We start from the raw sequence: 22273 nt of genomic DNA, 5'->3' as shown, positions 1-22273 counted from the left end.
TGCTGTTGCGTTTTTAGTACCTCTAAGCATTTTTCGAAATTGAAACCTATTATTCTTGCTCTTCTGACCACGGTTTCAAGCCTGAACTTCTCCTTAGCTCAGGAGACTATAAATCCCAATACAGCTAAGATCGACAGCGTTCAAAAACGGTTAGATGCACAACCAGATGAGGACACAAATAGGATAAAACAGCTTAATGATTTAGCTCGTATCTGCTTTTATGACTTACAATTCACACGAGGGCTTACTGCTGCCAAACAGGCCCGTCAATTAGCTAAAAAGCTCGGCTACCAACCTGGAGAAGGCCTCTATCTGCGTACATGGTTTGTTTTTCATAGGAATACGGATCTGCCTGTTTACTACGATTTACAAACAAAATGGTTTTATAACGACATACACCAGCGGGAAGAAATTCGTAACGCTGGTATAGCTCCTTCCAGAACTGACTATAAAAAAGCAATTATTCAGATCAAGAAGGCGCTGACATTCTTTGAAAATGAGCAGGATAAAGAAATACTTGCCAATATTTTTTATTTGATCAGTATTTATCATTTTAACTTGAAGAAGGATAATGAAGCTATTGTCTATGCAGAAAAAGCCCGGAACCTATTCAGCGAGATTGGTTTGAACACGCCCGCTGCTTTTGCGCTACTACTCAAACCGATATTTCTGGAGGAGGCCGGAAAAATAAACGAAGCAAAAGAATCGAATACGATAGCAAATGCCGCCATTGAGAAAATCAATAATCCAAAAGAAAAAGCACTTCTTATTTATCACGTTAGCCTTCGCTATACCTATCAAAGTAAAAGCAACCTGGCAATTGAGTATGCCTTAAGAGCAAACAACGAACTTGAAAAAACAGACGAAAAGAATTTGCGAATTCTGGTTTTTGAAAATCTGGGATTAAATTTTGCTTTTTTATCCATGTCAACAAAAGCCGTTGATTATTATAAAAAAGCGGTTTCGTTAAGGGATCAGGTACAGGATTATGAAGATGCCATACGGATTTATTTCAATCTTGGATTCGAACTGGTTGCCCTGAAGAAGTATAATGAAGCGAAGCAGTTTTTTTTAAAAGCAAAGAATTTATCCGACAAGAGTACCAATCAACTAATGCAAAGGGGCGATCTATTTCGGTACACGGATGCTATGGGTCAAATATTATTGGGTCAGGGCCAGTATACTGATGCCTTAACCACGTTTTATCAGGCCCAAAAAATTTCTATTGAATCCCTTGGCGAGAAAGATGGTAATGGTTATGTAAATCTGTATATAGCCCAATGCCATCAAAAGATAGGTAATTTAAAAGAGAGTAGAGACTACGGAGAAAAAAGTTATAAGTCGGCCCTGAATTATGGAGACCAGGGGTTACTAAAAAAAATATGTTTACTGCTTGCCGAGGTTTATGAAGAATTAGGGCAGCCCTTAACGGCATATACGTACCTTAAAAAATATCGCACCATCGTAAAAGAAAAAGAAGAACAGGATATAGTGAGTCTCTCGGCAAATTTGGAAGTAGAGGGAATAATTCAAAAAAGTGAACAGGAAAAAGCGCTTTTAGAAAAAGAAAAATTACTGAAGGAAAATGAAAATCAAAATCAACGCTGGTGGTTGTTTAGTATAGCTGCGGCTTTGTTTTCGACCATTGTTGTAACGTCCATACTTTATCGAAATAACCAACACAAACTAAAGGCCAATATAGTATTACTTAGGCAAAAAGAAGAGATAGACAATCAACGGAATAAAGCCGAAAAAGCGCTCGATGAATTAAAGGCTACTCAAAACCAACTCGTCCAGCGCGAAAAAATGGCCAGCCTGGGCGAATTGACCGCCGGTATCGCCCACGAAATTCAGAACCCCCTCAACTTCGTCAACAACTTCTCAGAGGTTTCGACCGAACTGGTTACCGAACTCGAAGAGGAGCAGCAGAAACCCGACCGGGATGCCGGCCTCGAAGCCGAACTGCTGGGCGATTTAAAGCAGAACCTCCAGAAAATTACCCTGCATGGCCAGCGAGCCAGCAGCATCGTCAAAGGTATGCTCGAACACAGCCGCACCAGCACGGGCGAATGCCAGCCCACTGACCTCAACGCGCTGGTTGATGAATACCTGCGCTTAGCCTATCAGGGCTTTCGGCGGTCCGGCGTCCCGGCCAAAGACAAAAGCTTCAACTGCGACTTGAAAACCGACTTTGATGCCAACTTAGGTGAAATTGACGTGGTGCCTCAGGAGATTGGGCGGGTGTTGCTGAATCTGTTCAACAATGCCTTTTATGCGGTTCAGCAAAAACAGAAAACGGCCCTGGCTGACTATCAGCCTACGGTAACAGTTGGCACCCGGTTTATCGGCCAGCAGGTCGACCCGTCGAACCGCCCTGAAAGGGCCATATCACCAACCCCGTCCAACGGGCTGGCCCATCGCACGGCAGGCCTGGAATACGTCGAAATCTCTGTGCGCGACAATGGTACGGGCATCCCTGAATCGGTGAAGACCAAGATTTTTCAGCCGTTCTTCACGACGAAGCCCACGGGCGAGGGCACGGGACTGGGCCTCTCACTGAGTTACGACATACTAACAAAGGGACATGGTGGTACGCTCACCGTGGAAAGTAAACCAGGGGAGTTCACCGAGTTTGTTGTTTGCTTACCCCTAACTCAATTGGCTTCATGAAACACCACGACACTTTTCTCATGCGCCTGGCGATTGCCATTGGGATTGCTTTCCCGGCGGACGCAACCGCGCAAACCGCGCCCGCACTGGATTCTGCCAAATCCGTTGCTACCACCCATACGGTCGTTGCCGACGATGTCCCCATCTTCGCCAGAGACGACGTGCTGGAGTTTACAATGACCTGCTCGCTCCGAAATCTGCTAAAAGACCGGGGCGATTCGCCCGCCAGCCATTCGGTGATGCTCACCTATTCTGATGTCCGGCAGCAGCCCGTTGCGCTGCCCCTGACGGTGAAAACGCGCGGCAATTTTCGACGTAAATCGTCGAACTGCACCTATCCTCCTCTGCTCCTCGATTTTCCGAAGAAGAAAACCCGCAACACATTATTTGAAGGTCAGAATAAACTGAAATTAGTTACCCACTGCCAAACCGAAGAATACGTCGTTCGGGAATATCTGGTCTACAAACTCTACAACCTGCTGACCGACGTAAGTTTTCGGGCGCGACTGGCCCGCGTAACCTACACCGACTCGATGGGAAAACGTGCCCCTGAAACGCACTGGGCATTTCTACTGGAAGACGAAGCCGCACTGGCTAAACGGAACGGGGCCACAATCAATAACCTGAAGCAAACGAACATGGGCTACTTAGATTCGTTGAACATGGCAACGGTGGCAATATTTGAATACATGATCGGCAACACCGACTGGTCGGTGAGTTATCTGCACAACATCAGGCTCCTGTCGGTGACTGATAACGGAGACCGCCTGGCGGTGGCGTATGACTTCGACCACGCGGGCATTGTCGACGCGCAGTATGCACTACCCGCCGAACAACTCGCTATTCAATCGGTGCGGGAGCGGCTATACCGGGGGCTTCCGTATTCCCTAACCACCTTCCAGAAAGTCTTTGACCGATTTAATCAGATAAAGCCCCAATTGTATGCTTTGTATGCCAGCGAAACCCGGTTGAGTCCGGGCTATGTGAAGCGAACGCTGAAGTTCCTGGATGAGTTTTACGCGGTAATTAACAAACCGGCTTTGGTGCGGGCCGAGTTTCTGCGGGGTGACCGCTCAGGCATTGTGATCAAAGGATTAAAATGAGTACTGATTGTTCAATGAGAAAAAAAGAGCGCAACCGTGTAGCTGACCACCACGACCGAAAAGCCAATCATAAAAAATCGGTAGGTAAACTTCAGTAGCCGGTATTTTCGGGCGAGTACCCGGCCTTGAGCATAAACGTTGTCAATCAGGCTATTGTAAAGCATCTCGTCATTAGCGAGTAGCTCCCGGACGCCCTTCCGGTAGTCGTCGGCGGTCAGGTTCGTATAATCGCCGAAAAACAACAGGTCCGTTTTCGGGCCATCTGATCCTGAAGTTGGCGTTGGCTTAATCATCGGGTTGGTAGCAACCAGGGCAACGATAATGGTCACTAAGCAAACGAACAGCAATAGCAGCCGGGGAATGAGCAGATCGGTATTCCCTTCGAACCTGCCGACATACGATGAAATCGTGATGGAGATCAGGATAGCGTTGATCGAAATCATCAGGTTCGCCTTCTGATCGGCCATTTCACTTAGTTTCAGGTGATTGGCCAGCGTGGTACGAAACAAGGTTTCAACACCCCGGCTCGTCTTCTTTTTCTTATCTTTTTTAGATGTAGGAAGTATTGGTTCGCCTATAAAATTCGTGGAATCCTGGTATGGTTTGGGGGGGGAGCCGCTGTTGGTTTCCATAAGGGTAGAGAGTTTTAAAGGGGCTGCCTATAATAAACTCATCAGTTTCTCAACCATCATGGGTGCACCAATGTAGAGGGGCGTCCGCTGGTGCAGGCTCGTGGGGAGAATGTCTAAAATGGCCCGCTGCCCCGATGTGGCTAAACAACCCGCTTTTTCGGCCAGAAACGCCAGGGGGAAGGCTTCGTATAATAAACGCAGCTTGCCATCGGGTGTCTTTTTCGTGGGCGGATACAGATAAATGCCTCCCTTGAGCAGGTTGCGGTGAAAATCGGCTACCAACGAACCAATGTAACGGGCGGTGTACTGCTTTTGGCGGCAGTCTGTCAAATACTGCTGCACGCCCTCCTCGAAACTCGCTACATGACCATCGTTGCAGGAATAAATCTGGCCATTGGCCGGGCTGTGGATGTCGGGATGCGATAGGATAAACTCGCCCAGCGACGCATCATACGTAAACCCATTGACGCTGTGGCCGGTGGTATAGACCATAATGGTTGAGGAGCCGTAGAGAATATAGCCAGCCGCCACCTGCCGACGGCCACTCTGGAGAAAATCGGCCAGCGTTGGTTCGGAGCCAATGGGCGTTATGCGCCGATAAATGGAAAAAATCGTTCCAATCGACACGTTGACGTCGATGTTGGACGACCCGTCCAGCGGGTCGATAGCCACCACGTATTTGCCACTGTTGTTGCCCGTATAAATAATACCTTCGTCTTCTTCCGAGATGATGGCGCAGGCTTCTCCGCCATTTTTGAGGGCGCGGCAAAACCGGATATTGGCAATCATATCTAATTTCTGCTGGCTTTCGCCCTGCACGTTCTGCACACCCATCCCGCCGGTGAGGTCGATTAAACCGGCCCGGTTGACTTCCCGGTGAATGATTTTTCCGGCCAGGGCAATATCACGCAGCAATTGCGATAGTTCGCCCGTTGCATATGGGAAAGCCGTTTGCCGGTGCATAATGTAGCGGTCGAGGGTTACGCCAACGGGTAAGGCCAGTGGATGTGAGGTCGTGATTTCCATACGGCAAATGATCTTTTGATCGGAGAGGTGGCTATGTATAGCTGATGAACACGTAGTAGATTTTCTTTTAGGATTTAGGCTATATAGTGTATCGGAGAATGAGAATGTGCTTAGGCGGGCTGCGGAATAAACGGCGAAACAAGTTGCACTAAGCTGGCAATTCGTTCCCGCAGGGCTGCGGGGTCAGCGCCATCACCCGAAAACAACTGCGAACCGATACCCACCGCCGTAACGCCCGCCTTGAACCAGGCATTCAGGCTGTCGGCGTTGGGTTCAACGCCACCCGTCACCATCAGTTTTAAGGAAGGCATGGGGCCTTTTATGGCTTTGATGAACCCTGGCCCCACAACGTTGCCCGGAAACACTTTTACTAAATCGGCGCCCAGCAGCGTTGCCTGATAGATTTCATTTAAAGTCGAACCGGCGGGCATCCAGGGAATACCATGTTTCCGACAAACATCGCCGACAGCCGCTGTCGTAATGGGCTGCACCACGAAGTCGGCCCCGGCGGCAATGAATCGCTCCGCGTCGTCGGGGGTTAGAATCGTGCCGATACCGAGAGCCATTTCGGGACAGTTGGTTCGCACGTACGTTACCAGATGGGCAAAAACCGACAGGGCCTTGTCGCCCCGATTGGTGAACTCGAACACGCGAAGGCCGCCCTCGTAGCAGGCTTGCAGGATGGACTGGGCATGGCTGGCATCGGGATGGTAGAACACCGGCACAATCGGATGATTGCTAACCAACTGAAGTAGTGTACTGGACGAGAATTGGGGCATGGTTTGGTTAAAATTAGTTTAATGTTTCAGGTTTCAAGTTCCATATCACGAGTCCCCAACCTGGAATCTGAAACCTCAAACATTAAACTGTTACAGTTGATAGTCGTTTTGTTATATCATCGACGGTTTGCGCGGTCGCATCGCCTAATTCCTGTAATTTACCAAACGCGGCATTCGCAGCAAAATCGAGAACGGTTTGGGGTGGATGCTGGTGGTAAAGACCGTAAATCAATCCAGCCATAAAACAGTCGCCACTGCCCACCCGGTCAACGACCGAATCGGTCAGCAGTTCGGGCGAAACATATTCCTGACCATCGACATACAGGGTCGTGTAATACCGCAGACCCGTTGGCGGCCTGTCGAAGCGGAACGTGTTGGCAACCACCCTACAGCGCGGAAAACGCTCCTGAATGGCTTCTGCCGTAGCGCGGGCGTGAGCAACGTAATCGGCCTGTTGGCCTTTGGCATGAATATGCTCATCGACCGGAATACCCAGCAGCGCATGGGCCGCCCAGATGTTTCCCATCACCACATCGCAGTATTGCACCAAATCCGGCATAACTTCAACCGGCGATTTGCCGTATTGCCACAGCCGCGCCCGGTGGTTTAAATCCATCGAAATAGTGATTTTTCTGGCAGACGCTGCGGCCAGCAACTCCCGGCACGCTGCGGCAACTTCCGCGCTCAGCGCCGGGCTGATGGCGCTCACATGCAGCCAGCCCGTATTGGCTAATACGGCGTTCCAGTCGACTTTGCCAGCGGTTAGTTCTGAAAAGGCCGAATGTGCCCGGTCGTAGATGACGCCCGCGTTTTTCAGATCGGTGCCCTGCGGCAGATAGTAGCTACCCACACGCTGCCCAAACCGAACAATGCCTGATGCGTGAATGCCTTTGCTCGCGATAAACGCGATGATGTCGTCGGCCAGCGAATTGTCGGGCAGAACGGTGCTGTAGCTGACCGGAACGCCCCAGGTAGCCAGTGCGGTGGCTACGTTCAACTCGGCCCCGCCTACGAACACGGGCATGGTGGCCTGCCGAATCCATCCGCCGTTGGCAACGGGTGAAAACCGTAATAATAACTCACCAAAGCAGCAAACTTTTGTCATGTATATGGGAAAATTAGATTCTATTGATTCTATTGAAGCTTTAGATTCTATTGATTTCCAAAACTAACAGAATCTACAGCATCTATAGAATCTAAAAGAGTCTTATTCCTCAAACCGCCAGGGGCATGGGCTTGCTGCTGAAGCCGAAATACGTTTTGGCATTGCCGTAGCAGATGTTCTGAACGACCTGACCAGTCCACGGCATGTCGTCGGGGAGTTCACCCTGTTCGATGTCAGTACCGAACAGGTTGCACAGAATCCGGCGGAAATACTCGTGACGGGGGTACGACAGAAAGCTCCGCGAATCGGTTATCATACCCACAAACCGGCTCAGCAATCCCATGTTCGAGAGGGCGTTCATCTGGCGTTCCATGCCATCTTTCTGATCCAGAAACCACCAGCCCGATCCAAACTGCACTTTTCCGGCCACCGAACCGTCATTGAAATTACCAATCATGGTGGCTATCAATTCGTTATCGTTGGGGTTCAGGTTGTAGAGGATAGTTTTGGCTAATTTGTCGTTCGTATCTAATCGGTCGAGGAAGCGGGACATCGACCGGGCCTGCGAAAAATCGCCGATGCTGTCCCAACCCGTATCGGGGCCAAGCTGCCGAAGTTTGCGGCTGTTGTTGTTCCGCAGCGCCCCAATGTGAAATTGCTGGGTCCAGCCTTTTTCCCAATCCATCTCGGCCAAATAAACCAGCATTGCCGACTTGAACCGCAACACCTCCGACCCATCCAATGAATGCCCGGAGCGAATCTTGTGAAAAATGTCGTGGATGTCGGTCTCGGTATAGTCGTCGGCGTAAATCTGTTCCAGCCCGTGATCGGAAAGTTTACAGCCCATAGCCGCAAAATAGTCGTGTCGCTGGCGCATGGCGGCTATAAAGTTGTCGAACGTGCTGATGGCCACATTGCTGGCGGCCTCGAGCCGATTCAGGTAGTGGTTAAAGGTCATAACGTCTTCGACGGCCATCGCTTTATCGGGCCGGAAGGTTGGCAGCACGCTAATCTCAAACCCAGTATCGACCAGTCTTTGGTGGTGTTCCAGCGAATCGATTGGATCATCAGTGGTGCAAACGGTTTCGACGTTCATTCGCCGAAGCAGATTTCTAACCGAAAAATCGGGCGATTGCAATTGGCTGGTGCAGTCCTCATACACCCGGCGGGCATTTTGCCCATTGAGCGGCTCCGTAATCCCAAAATACCGCTGCAATTCCAGATGTGTCCAGTGATAGAGCGGATTCCGCAGGGTATACGGCACGGTTTCGGCCCACTTCTGAAACTTGCTGAAATCGTCGGCATGGCCGGTGCAGTATCGTTCATCAACGCCATTGGAGCGCATGGCCCGCCATTTGTAATGATCGCCATAGAGCCAGATTTGCGTTAGATTGTCGAACTGTCGGTCATCCGCAATCTGGTCGGCGGGCAGGTGACAATGGTAGTCAATAATTGGCATCTGTTTGGCAAAATCATGGTAAAGTTGCCGGGCTGTGTCGGTTTGCAGTAAAAAATCATCGGTCAAAAAGGCCTTTTTCATGGTCATCAGGAGTAAGTGAACGGTTGGTACCGGGAGGTGAGTGGTTTGCGCGCCGTTTGTTATGTTGCGGTCCTCGTATGGTCAATTTGTTCAGGCATCATGTGGGTAAAGCGGTATTGAGCTGAATTTTAACCACTCAAACAACCGGATTTCTAATGACTGCCATCAGTTCAACCCTGCCCAACCGGGCCGACGCTTCGGTTAGGGAAGGTTGAACTGCTTCGGAAAGAGACGTTAAAATTGTCTTTTTTGCAGACCCTGACCCGATTAGTGGTTCAGTTCAGTAACCAGAAGCTACCCTAAGGTTAACCCGATAAGTAAGTATATAGACAGGTTGACCCCTATTTATTCATGCAAACGTTGTCGGGAACGTTGCCGGTTTTCCTGAAATTCACGGATACCCAGGATTATGAGTAGTTGCCGGTTCACGGCTGCTTCTACGAATACCCGCTTAGTCATTCAGTGTATGTTGTACTTTACCAGGAAGCGCTGTGGACGCCATCACCATAAAAGATATTGCCCGCGCCTTAAATCTATCAACGTCAACCGTATCGCGGGCGTTGCGTGACAGCTACGAGATTAATGCTGAAACCAAGCGTTTAGTCATCGAATATGCCGAGCGGCTTAACTATCACCCCAATCCAATTGCCCTCAGTTTAAAGGAAAACCGCAGCCGGGTCATCGGCGTGATTGTTCCCCAGATTGCCAACCACTTTTTTTCGCAGACGATAAATGGCATCGAGGCCACTGCCTATAACCGGGGCTACCACGTCATCATTTTTCAAAGCCACGAATCCTTTGAGCGCGAACTGGCCACGGTGCAGCAGGCGGTTGCCCGCAAAGCCGATGGTTTACTTATTTCCTTGTCGAGCAGCACGTCCGATGTTTCCTATCTGCGCGGGTTACAGGAAAAGAAATTGCCCATTGTTCAGTTCGACCGGGTCTCGAAGGACCTTGATACGCTCTGCGTTACCGCCGATAATTTTGGCGGGGCATTTGCCGCTACCGAGCACCTGATTCAGTCGGGCCGTCGGCGAATTGCTCATGTGACCATCCCGCCCCATATTTCCATTACGCAGGAACGTCTGGCGGGCTACCGGGCGGCTCTCGAAAAATATGGCCTGCGCTATGATGAGGGGTTAGTGCGGTATGCCGAATTCGGCCAGCATGAAATAGACCCCATTATCGACGACCTGCTGAAGGTAGCCCCCGACGCTTTTTTTGCTGCCAGCGACCGGCTGGCATTAGCGTGTCTGTCTGCACTCAACAGGCGGAATATCGCCATTCCAAAAGCCGTTTCGCTTATCGGTTTCACGAATATTACCGTGGCTGATTTGCTGGCTCCGCCCATGAGCACCGTTGAGCAGCCCGCGCTGGAGATTGGTCAGGTGGCCGCCGAGCAATTGATTAACCTGATTGAGGGTAAACAAAAACTGACGCCACCGGGTCCCATCAAAATTCCGACCCGGCTCATCGTTCGGGTATCAACGCTGGTTGGGCACAGCCTGGCAACGATAGCCGTAACGCCGTAACGAACCCAAAGCATCGAGTCGTTGACGCAAGTAAATTTAACCCGGTGTTGCCTTCATTACTTCACAGATTTGTCTTTATTCGTACTCCTTTTCCGGCTTATGAACATCCTCCAGCATCGACCTGTAACCTGGTCGCGTCCCTTTTTTCTGGCCCTCTGCACCTGCCTGATGGCAACCTGGGCACTAGCCCAGACACCCCAGCGCCAGCCAACTCCCAACGATACCCTGAAATCGCCTAACGTGCTGGCCGACAAACGGGTAGCCGTTCAGATTTATGCGCCCAAAGCTACTGAGGTGACCGTATCGGGCGATTTTCAATCGGGTAATAAACCCGTTGCGCTAACCAAAAATGAGCAGGGCGTCTGGTCGGCGATGCTCGGCCCGCTCCGGCCCGACTACTATACGTATACCCTGATGGTAGATGGGGTACGGACAATGGACCCGAAAAATCCGGTCATCAAACAGGGCATCAGTAGTCTCGAAAACGTGATGCTGGTGCCGGGTGCCGAAACAGCTTTTCAGGACAATCGGGCGGTGCCGCATGGCGAAGTCCGGGACGTCTGGTATTCGTCGAATTCGCTGAACATGATGCGCCGGATGCACGTCTACACGCCACCCGGCTACGAAAAAGGCAACAATAAATACCCCGTATTTTACCTGCTGCACGGCGGTGGCGACGATGATTCGGGCTGGAACAGCATCGGTCGGGCGGGGTTCATTCTGGACAACCTGATTGCCGCCGGGCAGGCTAAGCCTATGGTGGTCGTGATGCCCAACGGCAGTATGCCCATGCCGCCGTCGAGCGGAATGCCCAACCCCCAGGCTATGAATAACCTGCGGTCGATGTTTGCCAAAGAGTTGCTCAACGACATCATGCCGTATGTCGAAAAAACGTATCGGACGCTGCCCAACCGCGAAAACCGGGCCATAGCGGGCCTGAGTATGGGCGGATTTCAAACCCTCGATGTAACGCTGAGCCGCCCCGAACTGTTCAATTATGTGGGCGTGTTCAGCTCCGGTTTCTTCGGCCCGTCGATTGATGAAGCCGATACCAAATATGCAGCCGCCCTGAACGATCCGGCGTTTAACAAAGGCAAAAAATTGTTCTGGATTGGCATCGGCAAGGACGATTTCGTGATGGACGCCAACAAAAAAACGCTGGCCCTGCTCGACAAGCACCAGATTAAATACCAATACAAAGAAACCTCGGGCGGACATACCTGGACCAACTGGCGGCAGTACCTCAACGAGTACGTGCCGATGCTGTTTCGTTAAGTTAATGGCTGATTTTTCGTTCATACTCCACAAAATCAAACGCCACCGCGTGCCGTTCATCGGTGGGATGGGGCCGTCGGCTAACTTCCTGCCACTGGCTTTTGTCGAAAGCCGGGAAATACGCATCGCCCTCATAGGCCTGGTGGATTTCAGTCAGGTAGAGCGTGGTGGCAACAGGTAAGGCCATCTTGTAAATCTCGGCCCCGCCAATCACGAAAATTTCATCAGTTTGGCGGTCGGCCTTTTTCGCTACGGCGAGGGCCTCATCGAGCGTATGCACAACGGTTACTCCTTCTGCGGCAAAGTCCCGGTTACGGGTGATAACGATGTTTGTGCGGTTGGGGAGGGGCTTTCCAAGCGATACCAGCGACTTGCGGCCCATAATAATGGGGTGATGATTGGTTTTCCGTTTGAAAAACGCAAAGTCATCGGGCAAATGCCAGGGCAAATCGTTCTGGCGACCAATAACGCCGTTTTCAGCAACGGCAGCGATGAGACTTAGTTTCAATTTTGTTTCAGGTTTCAAGTTTCAGGTTTCAGGTTCCACTGTGCACTTTAACCTGGAACCTGAAACTTATTTAACATTCTTGCGTCGTTCCATCAACTCGCGCCAGGTCGTCATGATAATGCCTTCTTTCTCAACGAACGCTTTCAGAGCGGGGTCTATCATGGCCAGCATGTCGCCTTTGCGGGATGGGCCAGAGTTGGAAATCTGGTCGAAAGTGGGCGTCGGCGACGTGCAGTGCATGATAATGTACGTCAGACCCGGTTTGGCGGAGTTAAGCAATTCAATGAATTTCTGAGTTTTGTATTTCTGTGAATTCTCGTCGGTTGCCGGTTGGCCAGCGGGTAGATTCCAGCCGTAGCTGGTACCGTCGAGGTCGTCCAGAACGGGCAGGCCCGCGTCCCAAAGCTGTTTGCCTACCTGTTGGGCTAATTGCTGTAGGGAAGCGGGTACATTGTTCGCTTTAAAAATCAGGGATGCGTGGCCACCTGGAAATAAAATGGGGATTTTTTCGTCCATAGCCAGTTTGGCATAGCGCATGATGAACTTGGGGTCGAAGAGCGTGCCCATGTGTGAATCCATGTGCGTAGGCTGAATGCCAAACGACCGATACCGGGCCAGTTGTGCCCGGATTTCGGCGTCTACTTCATCGGCAGAGGCATGTTCAACAACCTGCGCCACCGAGTGCCAGAACGCGCCCTGCTCATCGTATAAACCGGGCGCTTTTTCCCGGCCTGCCAACGGCGACCATCGGTAGTTGTCCCACTCCGAGGTCAGCGTCAGATGCACACCCGCATCGACCGCCGGGTGTTTTTTGAGGTAATCAAAAAACTGCGGTACCCAGCCGCAGGGCATCATGACACTGGTTGAGTTGGCAATGCCTTTGTCTAAGGCGTTCATCGCGCCCAGGTTGGACTCGTAGCTCATGCCCGCGTCATCGACGTGAAAAATCACTACTTTTTTGCCTTTCGGAAAGCCTAATTTTTCGGCATAGGTTTGGGTTTGAGCGTTTCCCGGTAAGACCATTCCCCAAGTCATTAACGATAGTAGTTGTAAGCAACGTAACATGCGACAATCAGGTTTATGAGTAGCTATCAATAAGTTTATTATGATAGAGGCCATAGTTTCCCTTGTTGATAAAGCTGAAAACTTTGCCTGATAAATGCCTGCTGTCCAGTTGGAAACTGCGATACTACGAAGTTTTCAAAATCATCGAACAGGGCGTTAGCTACACGAGAGTAAGCTTTGTCCGTCTGCCGGTTTAAAGCGGCTTCTTCGTAGACATCCTGCATGGAATAGCGGTACGTTTCTTCATCAATTTCCCGCTTAAGGTATTTTAATAGATGCTTTTTAAGCTTCTCCAGTACGTCATCAGTCATGGTTTTACGGTTCTTGATGAGTTCGTCTCGCTGTAGGAAGTACAATTCAATTGATTTTGTCCCATTCGCTGTTTTTGCCTCAACGGTTCCATCACGCAGGAAAGTTAAATGCTGATCAGGATCATCTATCTCAGGATTTAGTAACAATGGATGCTCATTAAGTAATGTAATTTTGTCAGCCCGGCAAGAGTCATGAGCAGGAAGACCATCTGCTCCGAGCGTAGGTATCAAAACACGATTGGCCTCATCTTGAATTGGGAAATGATCCCACTTTTTTCTGTTACACTTTTCACAACTCAAAACAAGGTTGCTCCATTCATAAGCCAGCCAATAATAACCCGTATGAGTAGGCGCATCTTTAACGCCAGCTTTGGGACGGTAATGGTCCACACGCAACGAAGCTCCTGCCGATTCGTGTGTTTCACAATAACCACATTTGTATTTGTATATTTTCCTTAAAGCGTCAATCGTGCTGTCACGGTAGTAATAACCGCTAAAGTTGTGTTTGGCTTTTTCAGCAAGTGCTTGTTGTCGCTGTGCCTGACACGAATCACTGACAAGTCCCCCTGGTGGATTGTCGAAATCTTTGTGTACGCGAATCATGCGGCCTATTCCTGAAGAAGAGCGGGGTATTGTGACGGGTCGTTATCGAGTTCGCGAAGTTGTTTATCTATGTCGTTATTGGCTACAACTTCGTTATAGGTATCTTCCGTTCTTAACTGTCCCACGTCTTCATTCGCGATTGGGCGGATCGTGTCCATGTCAAAAATGGGTGAGGTCAGAATGGAGTTGGGTAGCAGGTTCGCTACGTCTATATCTATCCGTTCGACTGTAATACCTTTCTCTTTGGAACGGTTTAATTTTAGAAAAATCGAGTTTTTCGGTGCGCCGAGAATGGGAATTACACTGTGCGTGGCGGCAATAAATTGGATATTGGGAAAGACCTTCGACAATAACGTAGGCAACTGATACTGCCATTTTGGATGCAGGTGGTTTTCCAACTCGTCAATGAGCACAATACCGGCCAGGTCAGATAGTTTTGTAACATCCGGTTGTTTCCGTATAAACCGAATAAGTAAATCCCCAATCAGACCGATAATGCTTCGGAAGCCGGCCGCCAACTGATTAAATGGAACCGGGTCGAACGTAGTTGCTTCGTCGTCTTCAGCCCGCTCCACGTACAATACTTCGTAGTCATCCTGTTTATTCTTCTGAATGATAATATCTGCCAGATAGGGAATCACGTCCCGGAATAAACTCTTAACCTGTTCTAAACGGTCGTTTTTCTCCAAATGCCATTCAATTAACTTGCTTTCAATGTTTAATAAAATGCCATCGGGATTAAATAGTCCATAGGTAGTTGTGCTTTTCTCAGCCTCTTCGTTCTGACTCATTTTAGCCTGAATTTGCAAGCGTGAAGGACCATAACAGGCTAAATGTTCGAGAGGTCGAAAGTCCGGTGTCCAAAGATTATTAATAATATTGATGTGGTCATTAATAAATTCAACTCCTACTTTGATAAAGGTATCTTCCAATAAACTCTTATCGCCGTCTTTCCATCCAAATAAGCCAAGAATTATAGAGCGGAGAAAAGTAGTTTTTCCGTAACCATTTTCTCCCAAGATAAAAATCCATTTTGAGTCAATAGGTAATGCTTTTAATTCGCATTGGCGAATATCTTGATAATTAACAATGCTAATTTGTTTTATGCAAAAGGGTAAGGTTTGCAAAACATTATCAAAAATGTCTTCAGAGGGCTTTTTAATAAGTATTGATTCAGTTGAAATAGAGCTGGCGGTTGCAATCAGCGAATTGTAAAAATTTACGAAGATCTCTAATTTCTCTTCTGAAGACTCATGTGCTAGTTCATAATTATATTCAACTACTTTACCGTTCGATGTAATAATGCTTAGATATATAAGATCTTCATTTATGAGTTTCAGATATGATTTAGCTTGACGAATTGTTTGTGTCATAGGGCTATCCGGCTCATCACCCTCATTTCTGTTAGCGATCAAAGAAATAATTTCACGTATTTCTTCAATTTTGTGTGTAGCCTGATTAAATATAGTTCTACCTATATACAATTCATTATTCTTCTTCCCCAAGACTTCAAGTACAGCATCTTTCGGTGTGTTTTTCAACCTAACTGATAAAACTTCTTCCATCTTAGCTTTCCAACTCTGTACTATATCGGTGTTCAATCCCAACTTCTCAGCAATCTCCTCTACCGATACCCCCTGATTGTGCAAGCGGATGAAAGTGTTTTCGGCTTTGAGCAGTTCTTCAGGTGTCATGGCTTCGTTCATTCAGTAGTCAAATTACAACAATTTGCGCTCATAATTTATTCCCCCGCAAAAACTCCTCGGCGGTCATGCGCCGTTTGCCTTCGGCCTGGAGCGCGTCAACCTGGAGCCAGCCATCGGAAGCCCGCACCAGAATCGTTTTTTTGTTGTCGGTATAAGCCTGTCCCGGCTCAGCCGCAAACGGAGATTCATTGGCCAGCGACACGCCGTAAATTTTGAAAAGCTTCCCATTAATCATCGTCCAGGCAGTTGGGTAGGGCGATAGGCCCCGCACAAAATTCCGAATAACGAGGGCGGGCTGGTTCCAGTTGATTTCGGTCGTTTCGCGGCTAAGTTTTGGCGCCGGTTTCAGGTCGGTGGCAGTAGGCTGCGGAGTACGCGGATAGGTACCGGCTTCGATGGACTGTACGGTTTTGAGTACCAGACTGGCCCCGCGTTCCATCAGTCGGTCGTGCAGCGTTCCGGCGGTATCGTCGGGGTAAATGGGTTCATGGTCCTGAAAAATCATCTGGCCGGTATCAATTTCTTTCTCGATAAAAAAAGTAGTCGCCCCCGTTTCAGTTTCGCCATTGATGATGGCCCAGTTGATGGGAGCCGCTCCCCGATACTGGGGCAGCAACGACCCGTGCAGGTTAAATGTACCAATAGTGGGCATATTCCAAACAACTTCGGGCAACATCCGAAAGGCAACCACGACCTGCACATCGGCCTGGTAGCTGGCTAATTGCTCCAGAAATGCCGGGTCGCGAAGTTTTTCGGGTTGCAATACGGGTAAGTTGGCGGCTTCGGCGGCTTTCTTAACCGCAGAGGGTATCAATTGCAGCCCACGTCCCGACGGTCGGTCGGGGGCCGTCACAACGGCAACAATGTTGCACCCGCCACCCAGCAGCCGGTGTAGACTCGCAACGGCAAAATCGGGCGTACCCATAAACACAAGACGAAGAGGTTGGGCCATGAGTGAGTCAGGTGGATTTTTAGTTAGCAACTGGCTATGTATTGATATAGCCGCGAAGTATTTTTACTTTTGTATCACCAGAACGTCGGGTCAGGGTTTGACCCACCAGTAAATGGCTTCGCGTATGCGACGAACGATTGATTATATTCCTGAACCGCTCGCTTCGGGTATCCGACGGCGACGCTGACACGACTGCAAAGAAAACCAATTTGGTTGCAGAACGGTCGGTGTACCGTTTTTTTGTTTTTTAGGGCGCCACCCAAACCAATGTGAACAATAGGTTAGTACAATACGATCATGGGAAAAATTTCATATTATACCGAAGAAGGACTCAACCGGCTCAAAGCCGAATTGATTGAGCTAAAAACCAAAGGCCGGACTGCCATTGCCCACCAGATTGCCGAAGCCCGCGACAAAGGCGACCTTAGCGAAAACGCCGAATACGACGCAGCTAAAGATGCCCAGGGGCTTCATGAACTGAAAATAGCGAAACTTGAAGAAGTGCTTTCCAACGCCCGCATTTTAGATGAATCGACAATTGATGCATCGCAGGTGTCGGTGCTCTCGCGCGTTAAAATCAAGAATAAGAAAAACGGGGCCGAAATGACGTATACGCTGGTTTCGGAAGAAGAAGCCGACCTCAAAACAGGCCGTATTTCGGTAGGCTCGCCCATTGGAAAAGGTCTGTTGGGCAAACACGTTGGCGACACTGCCGAAATTAAAGTGCCCGCCGGTTTGCTTGAATTTGAAGTCATCGATATTGCCCGGTAATTTCAATGATGAATGATGAAGTATAAACTCACGTGTACACATTCATCATTCATCATTCATCATGAAGTTTATGCCTTCTATCTTCTCCCGCATTGTGGCCGGTGACATTCCGGCGCATAAAATCGCCGAAACTGACGACTATCTGGCTTTTTTAGATGTGATGCCCATGACCGAGGGCCACACGCTGGTTATTCCGAAAAAGGAAGTCGATTATCTTTTTGATCTGGACGATGACCTGTATGCCGGGCTGATGGCGTTTGCTAAAAAAATTGCACCCGCCATCAAAAACGCCATTCCCTGCAAGCGCATCGGCGTGGCCGTTGTGGGGCTGGAGGTGCCCCACGCGCACATCCACCTGATTCCGCTCAATTCGATGGCCGACATGAATTTTACCAATAAACTCAAGTTGAGCCAGGCGGAGTTAGCCCAGACGGCGGAGAAGATTCGGTCCTTTTTGTGAGTGTTGATCCAGAATAGTCAGTAGGCTTGTTGTACGTTGGATTACGGCAAAAGAGCGGTTTCCAACGTTTTTCCGGCACCTGACTTTAAGAGGGCGTTCAGATTCTCCGTAACGGCATCGGCAAAACCCGGCAGGGCTGTCAGGTCGGTTTGCCAGAGGGCCACGTCTGAGAGAACACTGTTCACGAACTTCTGTACGGTGGCTGGCGCACTGGCTTTAACTGTCTTCCAGTCACCATAAAAGTATCCGGCTTTATCGTCACGAATGGGGTAGGTGACCACTCCTTTGCCAACGTTGATTTCGCCAGAAAACTGGCCCTTCTCTTCCCGAACGGCTTTCATAAAGAGCAAATAAGCGGCAAACCCCAACGCGGTGAGTTGCGGCACGGCATTGAACTTCTCGTAATAGCGCTGAATGGTTGCTACGTTGCGCGCCTGCATTTTGGCTGTTTCCTGCATGGAAATGCTAAGCAGCAGGTGGTCGAGGTGGGGGTTGCGGAACCGGTCGAGCACGTCGTGGGCAAACTGCGTAACGGCCGCTTTGTCCATGCCCGGAATGCCATAGTCGGGCACGGTCGGTACGATTTCATTGAGCATGAGCCGTTCAACAAATTTGCTCATTGCCGGATGATTCATCTCGTCGGCCACGGTTTCCAGACCCAGCAGATACCCCAGCGGCATGGTCAGGGTGTGGGTGCCGTTCAGCACCCGAAGTTTGCGTTCTTTATAAAAATTGATGTCTTCGTCGATGATAACCTGCGGAGTGCTGGCATCGGCAAAGGTTAAGGTTTGCCGAACGCGGTCGTCGCCTTCAATGGCCCACAGGTGATACGGTTCGGTGAAGGTCAGCAGGGCATCTTCGTAGCCGGTTTCGTTCTGGAGTGCCTGCCGGGCTTCGTCGGTAGGGCGCGTGACAATGCGGTCGACTAAGGAGTTGCAGAACCGGACGTGGAATTTCAGCCACTTGGTAAACAGCTTGCCCAACTCATTAAAGTGACCTAATTTCTCAACGGCTTCGCGAAGTTTCAGCCCGTTGTCGGTAACCAGTTCGGTTGGAATAACCACTAAGCCTTTGGCTTTGGAGCCGCCTACGCTGCGAAAACGCTCATATAAAAACGCCGTTAGTTTAGCCGGAAACGACTGGGGTGGGTGCTGAAAAATACTTTCTTCCTCGTAGTTCAGGCCCACTTCGGTGGTGTTGGAAATAATAATCTGTAGCTTGGGATTGCGGGCCAGCTTCAGAATCTCGGCCCACTCCGTTTGCGCGGCCAATACCCGGCTTATGGCCGAAACGACGGTTGTTTCTGACACGTCTTTTCCCTGCTGAACACCCCGGACGGCCACTGTATAGAGGTTATCCTGGGTCGAAAATTCATCCGTTTGCCCATCCGTCGATTTCACAATAACAATGGAACCTTCAAACCGCCCTGCCGCATTGGCTTTCTGCACTAAATAATCGGGCAGGCCACGCAGGAGAACACCGGTGCCGAATTGCAGAATTTTTTCGGGATAAACAGGAGCAGAATGGATTGAACGAGTCAGTTTTGACATAGTTGGAAGAGAGGCAGTCGATTCTACGGTCATCAGTTGAATTGGCTTGGCTGTTAACTAAATGGTGAACTCAGGCGGGATTGTTCATGATTCAGCAATATTACGAACTACTTCGCTAACCGTAACTCCGATTTTAGCGAAAACCTGATTTAGGACGGCATCTTTCGTGTAAGGCGGTTTTCAGCGTTTCAACTTGCCCGAACTGTCGCCCCGCTCTACGGTTTCAACTTCGGCTACGGTGACTAAATTCACGTCGCCGGGGATAGTGTGCTTCAGAACAGACGCTGCCGCACCAAATTCAACCGCCCGCTGCAAATCGTTGAAGGTCAGCAAGCCATAAATCAGCCCGGCCACGTAGGCATCGCCCGTTCCGATTCGGTCAGTAATGGGCTTAATGTCATAGAGTCTCGATTTATAAACGGTGTTTCCATCGAACAGCTTGGCCGACAACTGATTGTGCGACGCGCTGACGGAAACCCGTTTGGTATCGGTCACGTACCGAACATTCGGGAATCGCTTCATCAGAGCACGCCCCGATTCCTGAAACGTACTGCCAACAACGCCATACAATTCAGAAAATAACCCTTTGCTGCCCAGCACGAGCGTGCAGCCTTCGGTCAGGGCGGGCATGATTTCCTGCGGAGAGCGGCCATATTGCCACAAATTACTCCGGTACACAATATCGCCCGATACGGGAACGCCCAGCCGGTTTGCTGTTTGGATACCCGCCAGCAAACAATCGGCGGCCCCCTGCGAGAGGGCGGGCGTAATGCCCGTCCAGTGAAACCATCGGACCGGCGACCCGGCCGTGCCCGTTAGAATGGTTTCCCAATTGATTTCGCCCGGCCGAATCCGCGAAAACGCCGAATCGACCCGGTCGTAAATGATTTGACTGGCCCGGCTTCCGGCACCCGTCTCCAGAAAATAAAGCCCCAGCCGCCCATCGCCATACTGAATGTGCTCGGTACTGACGTCGTACTTGCGGAGGTAGCCCGCAGCCGCCCGGCCCAGGGCGTGGTTGGGAAAGCGGGTGACGTGGGCCGACTGCAGGCCAAACTGTGCCAGCGACACGGCTACGTTGGCTTCGGTGCCGCCGAAGTGCATCGTCAGGGCATCGGTCTGGGCAAACCGTGCCACGTCGGGCGGGCTAAGCCGGAGCATGACTTCGCCGAAAGTGATGATTTTCATAGGTAATGAGCGAATGAGTGAATGACTGAATGAGTGAATAGGTAATGCGTCAGCTATTCACTCATTCAGTCATTCACTCATTAGATTAGCTGTCCACTTTCTTCTAACTCTTCGGCTCTGACCGGCTCTAATTTTGGCAGCACCAGATGAATGATGATTAACGCAATCAAATACGAACAACTGGCGATGATGAACATGGGCAGATAGCCAAACGCCGTGATGATGCGCCCGGCCAGCAGGGCCAGCAGAATACCCCCAACGGCCCCAAACATACCGCCAATGCCCGTTACGGAGGCAACAACGCTCTTGGGAAACAGGTCGGAGGCAAAGGTGTACATATTGGCCGACCAGCCCTGGTGAGCGGCTGTGGCTAAGGCAATCAGGGCAATGGCAACGGTCAGGCTGCTGGTTTGAGCCGCGAAGAAAATCGGTACGACGCATACCGCGCAAATGAGCATGGTTGTTTTGCGGGCGCGGTTGGCCGACCAGCCCCGGTTCATAAGCTGGGTGCTGAGCCAGCCGAAAAAAACACTGCCAGCATCCGAAACGACGTAAATAATCAGGAAGGGTACGCCAAAGCTTTTGAGGTCGAGTTTTTGGTCGAAAGCGTCGTTTGAGTTGAAAAAATCGGGGAGCCAGGACATATAAAACCACCAGATGGGGTCGGCCATGAACTTCCCTACCGCAAACGCCCACGTTTGCTTATAGCCCAGCAACCGGCCCCAGGAAACCTTTAGCGGGGCCACCTTTTCGTCGTCACTGCGGATGTACGCCAGTTCGGCGGCCGACAGTTTAGGGTTTTGCTCAGGCTTGCTGTAATTAAACCACCAGAAAAACAGGAGTGCCAACCCCAATATGCCCGTCACGATAAACGAACTTCGCCAGCCAAACTGCAGAATCAGATAAGGCACAACCAGCGCGGTCAGGATAATACCCACGTTAGCACCGGCATTGAAGAGGCCGTTGGCAAACGACCGTTCGCGTCGGGGAAACCACTCGGCTACGGTTTTTATTGATGATGGAAAGTTGGCCGCTTCGCCTAACCCCAGCAGCGCACGCACCCACCGCAGCCCGCCAATGGTATTGACAAAGCCTGTCAGCACGGCGGCAATGCTCCAGACAATAATTCCCAGCGCGAAGCCCCGCTTCGTGCCAATCCGGTCGATGAGCCAGCCAACCAGCAGAAAACCAATGGCATACGCAAATTTAAAGGCTGCATCGACGTCGCCATACAGCACCTTGAACCGGTCGGTCGCTTCTTTGGTAAGCACCGCATCGGGGGCCATATCCAGCATTTCCTTCCGAAACAGATCATCAGTCATTGTGAACGATAACACCTGCCGGTCAACATAATTTATGGTCGTTGCCAGAAACAACAACGCAACAATGCGCCAGCGAAAGCGGCCAGGAGTAGTTGGCGTTTGCAAAATCGTATCAGTAGCTTTGGGGAGAAAAGCAGGGGGTCGTGCTTTTTTACCTAATGTAGTATCCTGGACG

The 22273-nt window shown here is 50.2% G+C and carries 19 protein-coding genes; 6 read left to right on the top strand and 13 right to left on the bottom strand.

Annotated elements, in window-relative coordinates:
* The first annotated feature begins 558 nt into the window (after positions 1 to 558).
* The gene (locus ACYVI1_RS21960) at positions 559 to 2670 is read left to right on the top strand and encodes a tetratricopeptide repeat-containing sensor histidine kinase (protein ID WP_460912958.1); all 2112 of its coding nucleotides are present in this window, start codon (positions 559 to 561) and stop codon (positions 2668 to 2670) included.
* Entirely contained in the window at positions 2667 to 3773 is a 1107-nt protein-coding gene (locus ACYVI1_RS21955; RefSeq protein ID WP_460912957.1) for a hypothetical protein, read from the top strand. Before ACYVI1_RS21960 ends, ACYVI1_RS21955 begins: the two co-directional genes overlap by 4 nt.
* Before the next feature lie 11 nt (positions 3774 to 3784).
* On the opposite strand, the gene ACYVI1_RS21950 is transcribed toward ACYVI1_RS21955, so the two are convergent.
* From ACYVI1_RS21950 to uxaC, 5 genes are all read right to left on the bottom strand, one after another.
* Complete coding sequence (locus tag ACYVI1_RS21950; protein ID WP_460912956.1) at positions 3785 to 4405, bottom strand: Pycsar system effector family protein; 621 nt, start codon at positions 4403 to 4405, stop codon at positions 3785 to 3787.
* Positions 4406 to 4432: 27 nt separating this feature from the next.
* Positions 4433 to 5431 (bottom strand): class 1 fructose-bisphosphatase, encoded by a 999-nt coding sequence (gene fbp, locus ACYVI1_RS21945; protein ID WP_460912955.1) that lies wholly within the window; start codon positions 5429 to 5431, stop codon positions 4433 to 4435.
* Between the two features lie 110 nt (positions 5432 to 5541).
* Complete coding sequence (locus ACYVI1_RS21940; RefSeq protein WP_460912954.1) at positions 5542 to 6210, bottom strand: beta/alpha barrel domain-containing protein; 669 nt, start codon at positions 6208 to 6210, stop codon at positions 5542 to 5544.
* 82 nt (positions 6211 to 6292) lie between these two features.
* Complete coding sequence (locus ACYVI1_RS21935) at positions 6293 to 7315, bottom strand: sugar kinase (RefSeq protein ID WP_460912953.1); 1023 nt, start codon at positions 7313 to 7315, stop codon at positions 6293 to 6295.
* A gap of 109 nt (positions 7316 to 7424) precedes the next feature.
* Positions 7425 to 8855: a glucuronate isomerase gene (gene uxaC / locus ACYVI1_RS21930; RefSeq protein WP_460912952.1), complete on the bottom strand. Its 1431-nt coding sequence runs from the start codon at positions 8853 to 8855 to the stop codon at positions 7425 to 7427.
* A gap of 491 nt (positions 8856 to 9346) precedes the next feature.
* Between uxaC and ACYVI1_RS21925 the strand changes: the two genes are divergently transcribed.
* Positions 9347 to 10387 carry a LacI family DNA-binding transcriptional regulator gene (locus ACYVI1_RS21925; protein WP_460912951.1) on the top strand — a complete coding sequence of 347 codons (1041 nt, stop codon included), beginning with the start codon at positions 9347 to 9349 and terminating at the stop codon, positions 10385 to 10387.
* Between the two features lie 168 nt (positions 10388 to 10555).
* Positions 10556 to 11662, top strand: a complete 1107-nt coding sequence (locus ACYVI1_RS21920; RefSeq protein WP_460913064.1) for an esterase — start codon at positions 10556 to 10558, stop codon at positions 11660 to 11662.
* A 1-nt stretch (position 11663) separates the two neighbouring features.
* Here the strand turns inward: ACYVI1_RS21920 and ACYVI1_RS21915 are convergent, their stop codons facing one another.
* The 5 genes from ACYVI1_RS21915 to fmt form a co-directional block, all read right to left on the bottom strand.
* Positions 11664 to 12170: a dihydrofolate reductase gene (locus ACYVI1_RS21915; protein ID WP_460912950.1), complete on the bottom strand. Its 507-nt coding sequence runs from the start codon at positions 12168 to 12170 to the stop codon at positions 11664 to 11666.
* Positions 12171 to 12236: 66 nt separating this feature from the next.
* Positions 12237 to 13205, bottom strand: a complete 969-nt coding sequence (locus ACYVI1_RS21910; RefSeq protein ID WP_460912949.1) for a polysaccharide deacetylase family protein — start codon at positions 13203 to 13205, stop codon at positions 12237 to 12239.
* Positions 13206 to 13273: 68 nt separating this feature from the next.
* Positions 13274 to 14149: an HNH endonuclease gene (locus ACYVI1_RS21905; protein WP_460912948.1), complete on the bottom strand. Its 876-nt coding sequence runs from the start codon at positions 14147 to 14149 to the stop codon at positions 13274 to 13276.
* Positions 14150 to 14154: 5 nt separating this feature from the next.
* On the bottom strand, positions 14155 to 15855 hold the full coding sequence (locus ACYVI1_RS21900) for an AAA family ATPase (RefSeq protein WP_460912947.1): 1701 nt from the start codon (positions 15853 to 15855) through the stop codon (positions 14155 to 14157).
* A gap of 28 nt (positions 15856 to 15883) precedes the next feature.
* The gene (fmt, locus tag ACYVI1_RS21895; protein WP_460912946.1) at positions 15884 to 16807 is read right to left on the bottom strand and encodes a methionyl-tRNA formyltransferase; all 924 of its coding nucleotides are present in this window, start codon (positions 16805 to 16807) and stop codon (positions 15884 to 15886) included.
* A 297-nt stretch (positions 16808 to 17104) separates the two neighbouring features.
* On the opposite strand from fmt, the gene greA reads away from it, so the two are divergent.
* Positions 17105 to 17578: a transcription elongation factor GreA gene (gene greA, locus ACYVI1_RS21890; protein WP_460912945.1), complete on the top strand. Its 474-nt coding sequence runs from the start codon at positions 17105 to 17107 to the stop codon at positions 17576 to 17578.
* Positions 17579 to 17648: 70 nt separating this feature from the next.
* On the top strand, positions 17649 to 18038 hold the full coding sequence (locus ACYVI1_RS21885; RefSeq protein WP_460912944.1) for an HIT family protein: 390 nt from the start codon (positions 17649 to 17651) through the stop codon (positions 18036 to 18038).
* 41 nt (positions 18039 to 18079) lie between these two features.
* Here the strand turns inward: ACYVI1_RS21885 and ACYVI1_RS21880 are convergent, their stop codons facing one another.
* From ACYVI1_RS21880 to ACYVI1_RS21870, 3 genes are all read right to left on the bottom strand, one after another.
* Positions 18080 to 19588 (bottom strand): tagaturonate reductase, encoded by a 1509-nt coding sequence (locus tag ACYVI1_RS21880; protein ID WP_460912943.1) that lies wholly within the window; start codon positions 19586 to 19588, stop codon positions 18080 to 18082.
* Between the two features lie 180 nt (positions 19589 to 19768).
* Positions 19769 to 20776, bottom strand: coding sequence for a sugar kinase (locus tag ACYVI1_RS21875; protein WP_460912942.1), 1008 nt, complete (start codon positions 20774 to 20776; stop codon positions 19769 to 19771).
* 80 nt (positions 20777 to 20856) lie between these two features.
* The gene (locus ACYVI1_RS21870) at positions 20857 to 22203 is read right to left on the bottom strand and encodes an MFS transporter (protein ID WP_460913063.1); all 1347 of its coding nucleotides are present in this window, start codon (positions 22201 to 22203) and stop codon (positions 20857 to 20859) included.
* Positions 22204 to 22273: the final 70 nt, after the last annotated feature.

This window comes from Spirosoma areae (assembly GCF_054781775.1).
Note: the sequence above shows the minus strand (reverse complement) of the source record. Positions and strands in the feature narration are given on the sequence as shown.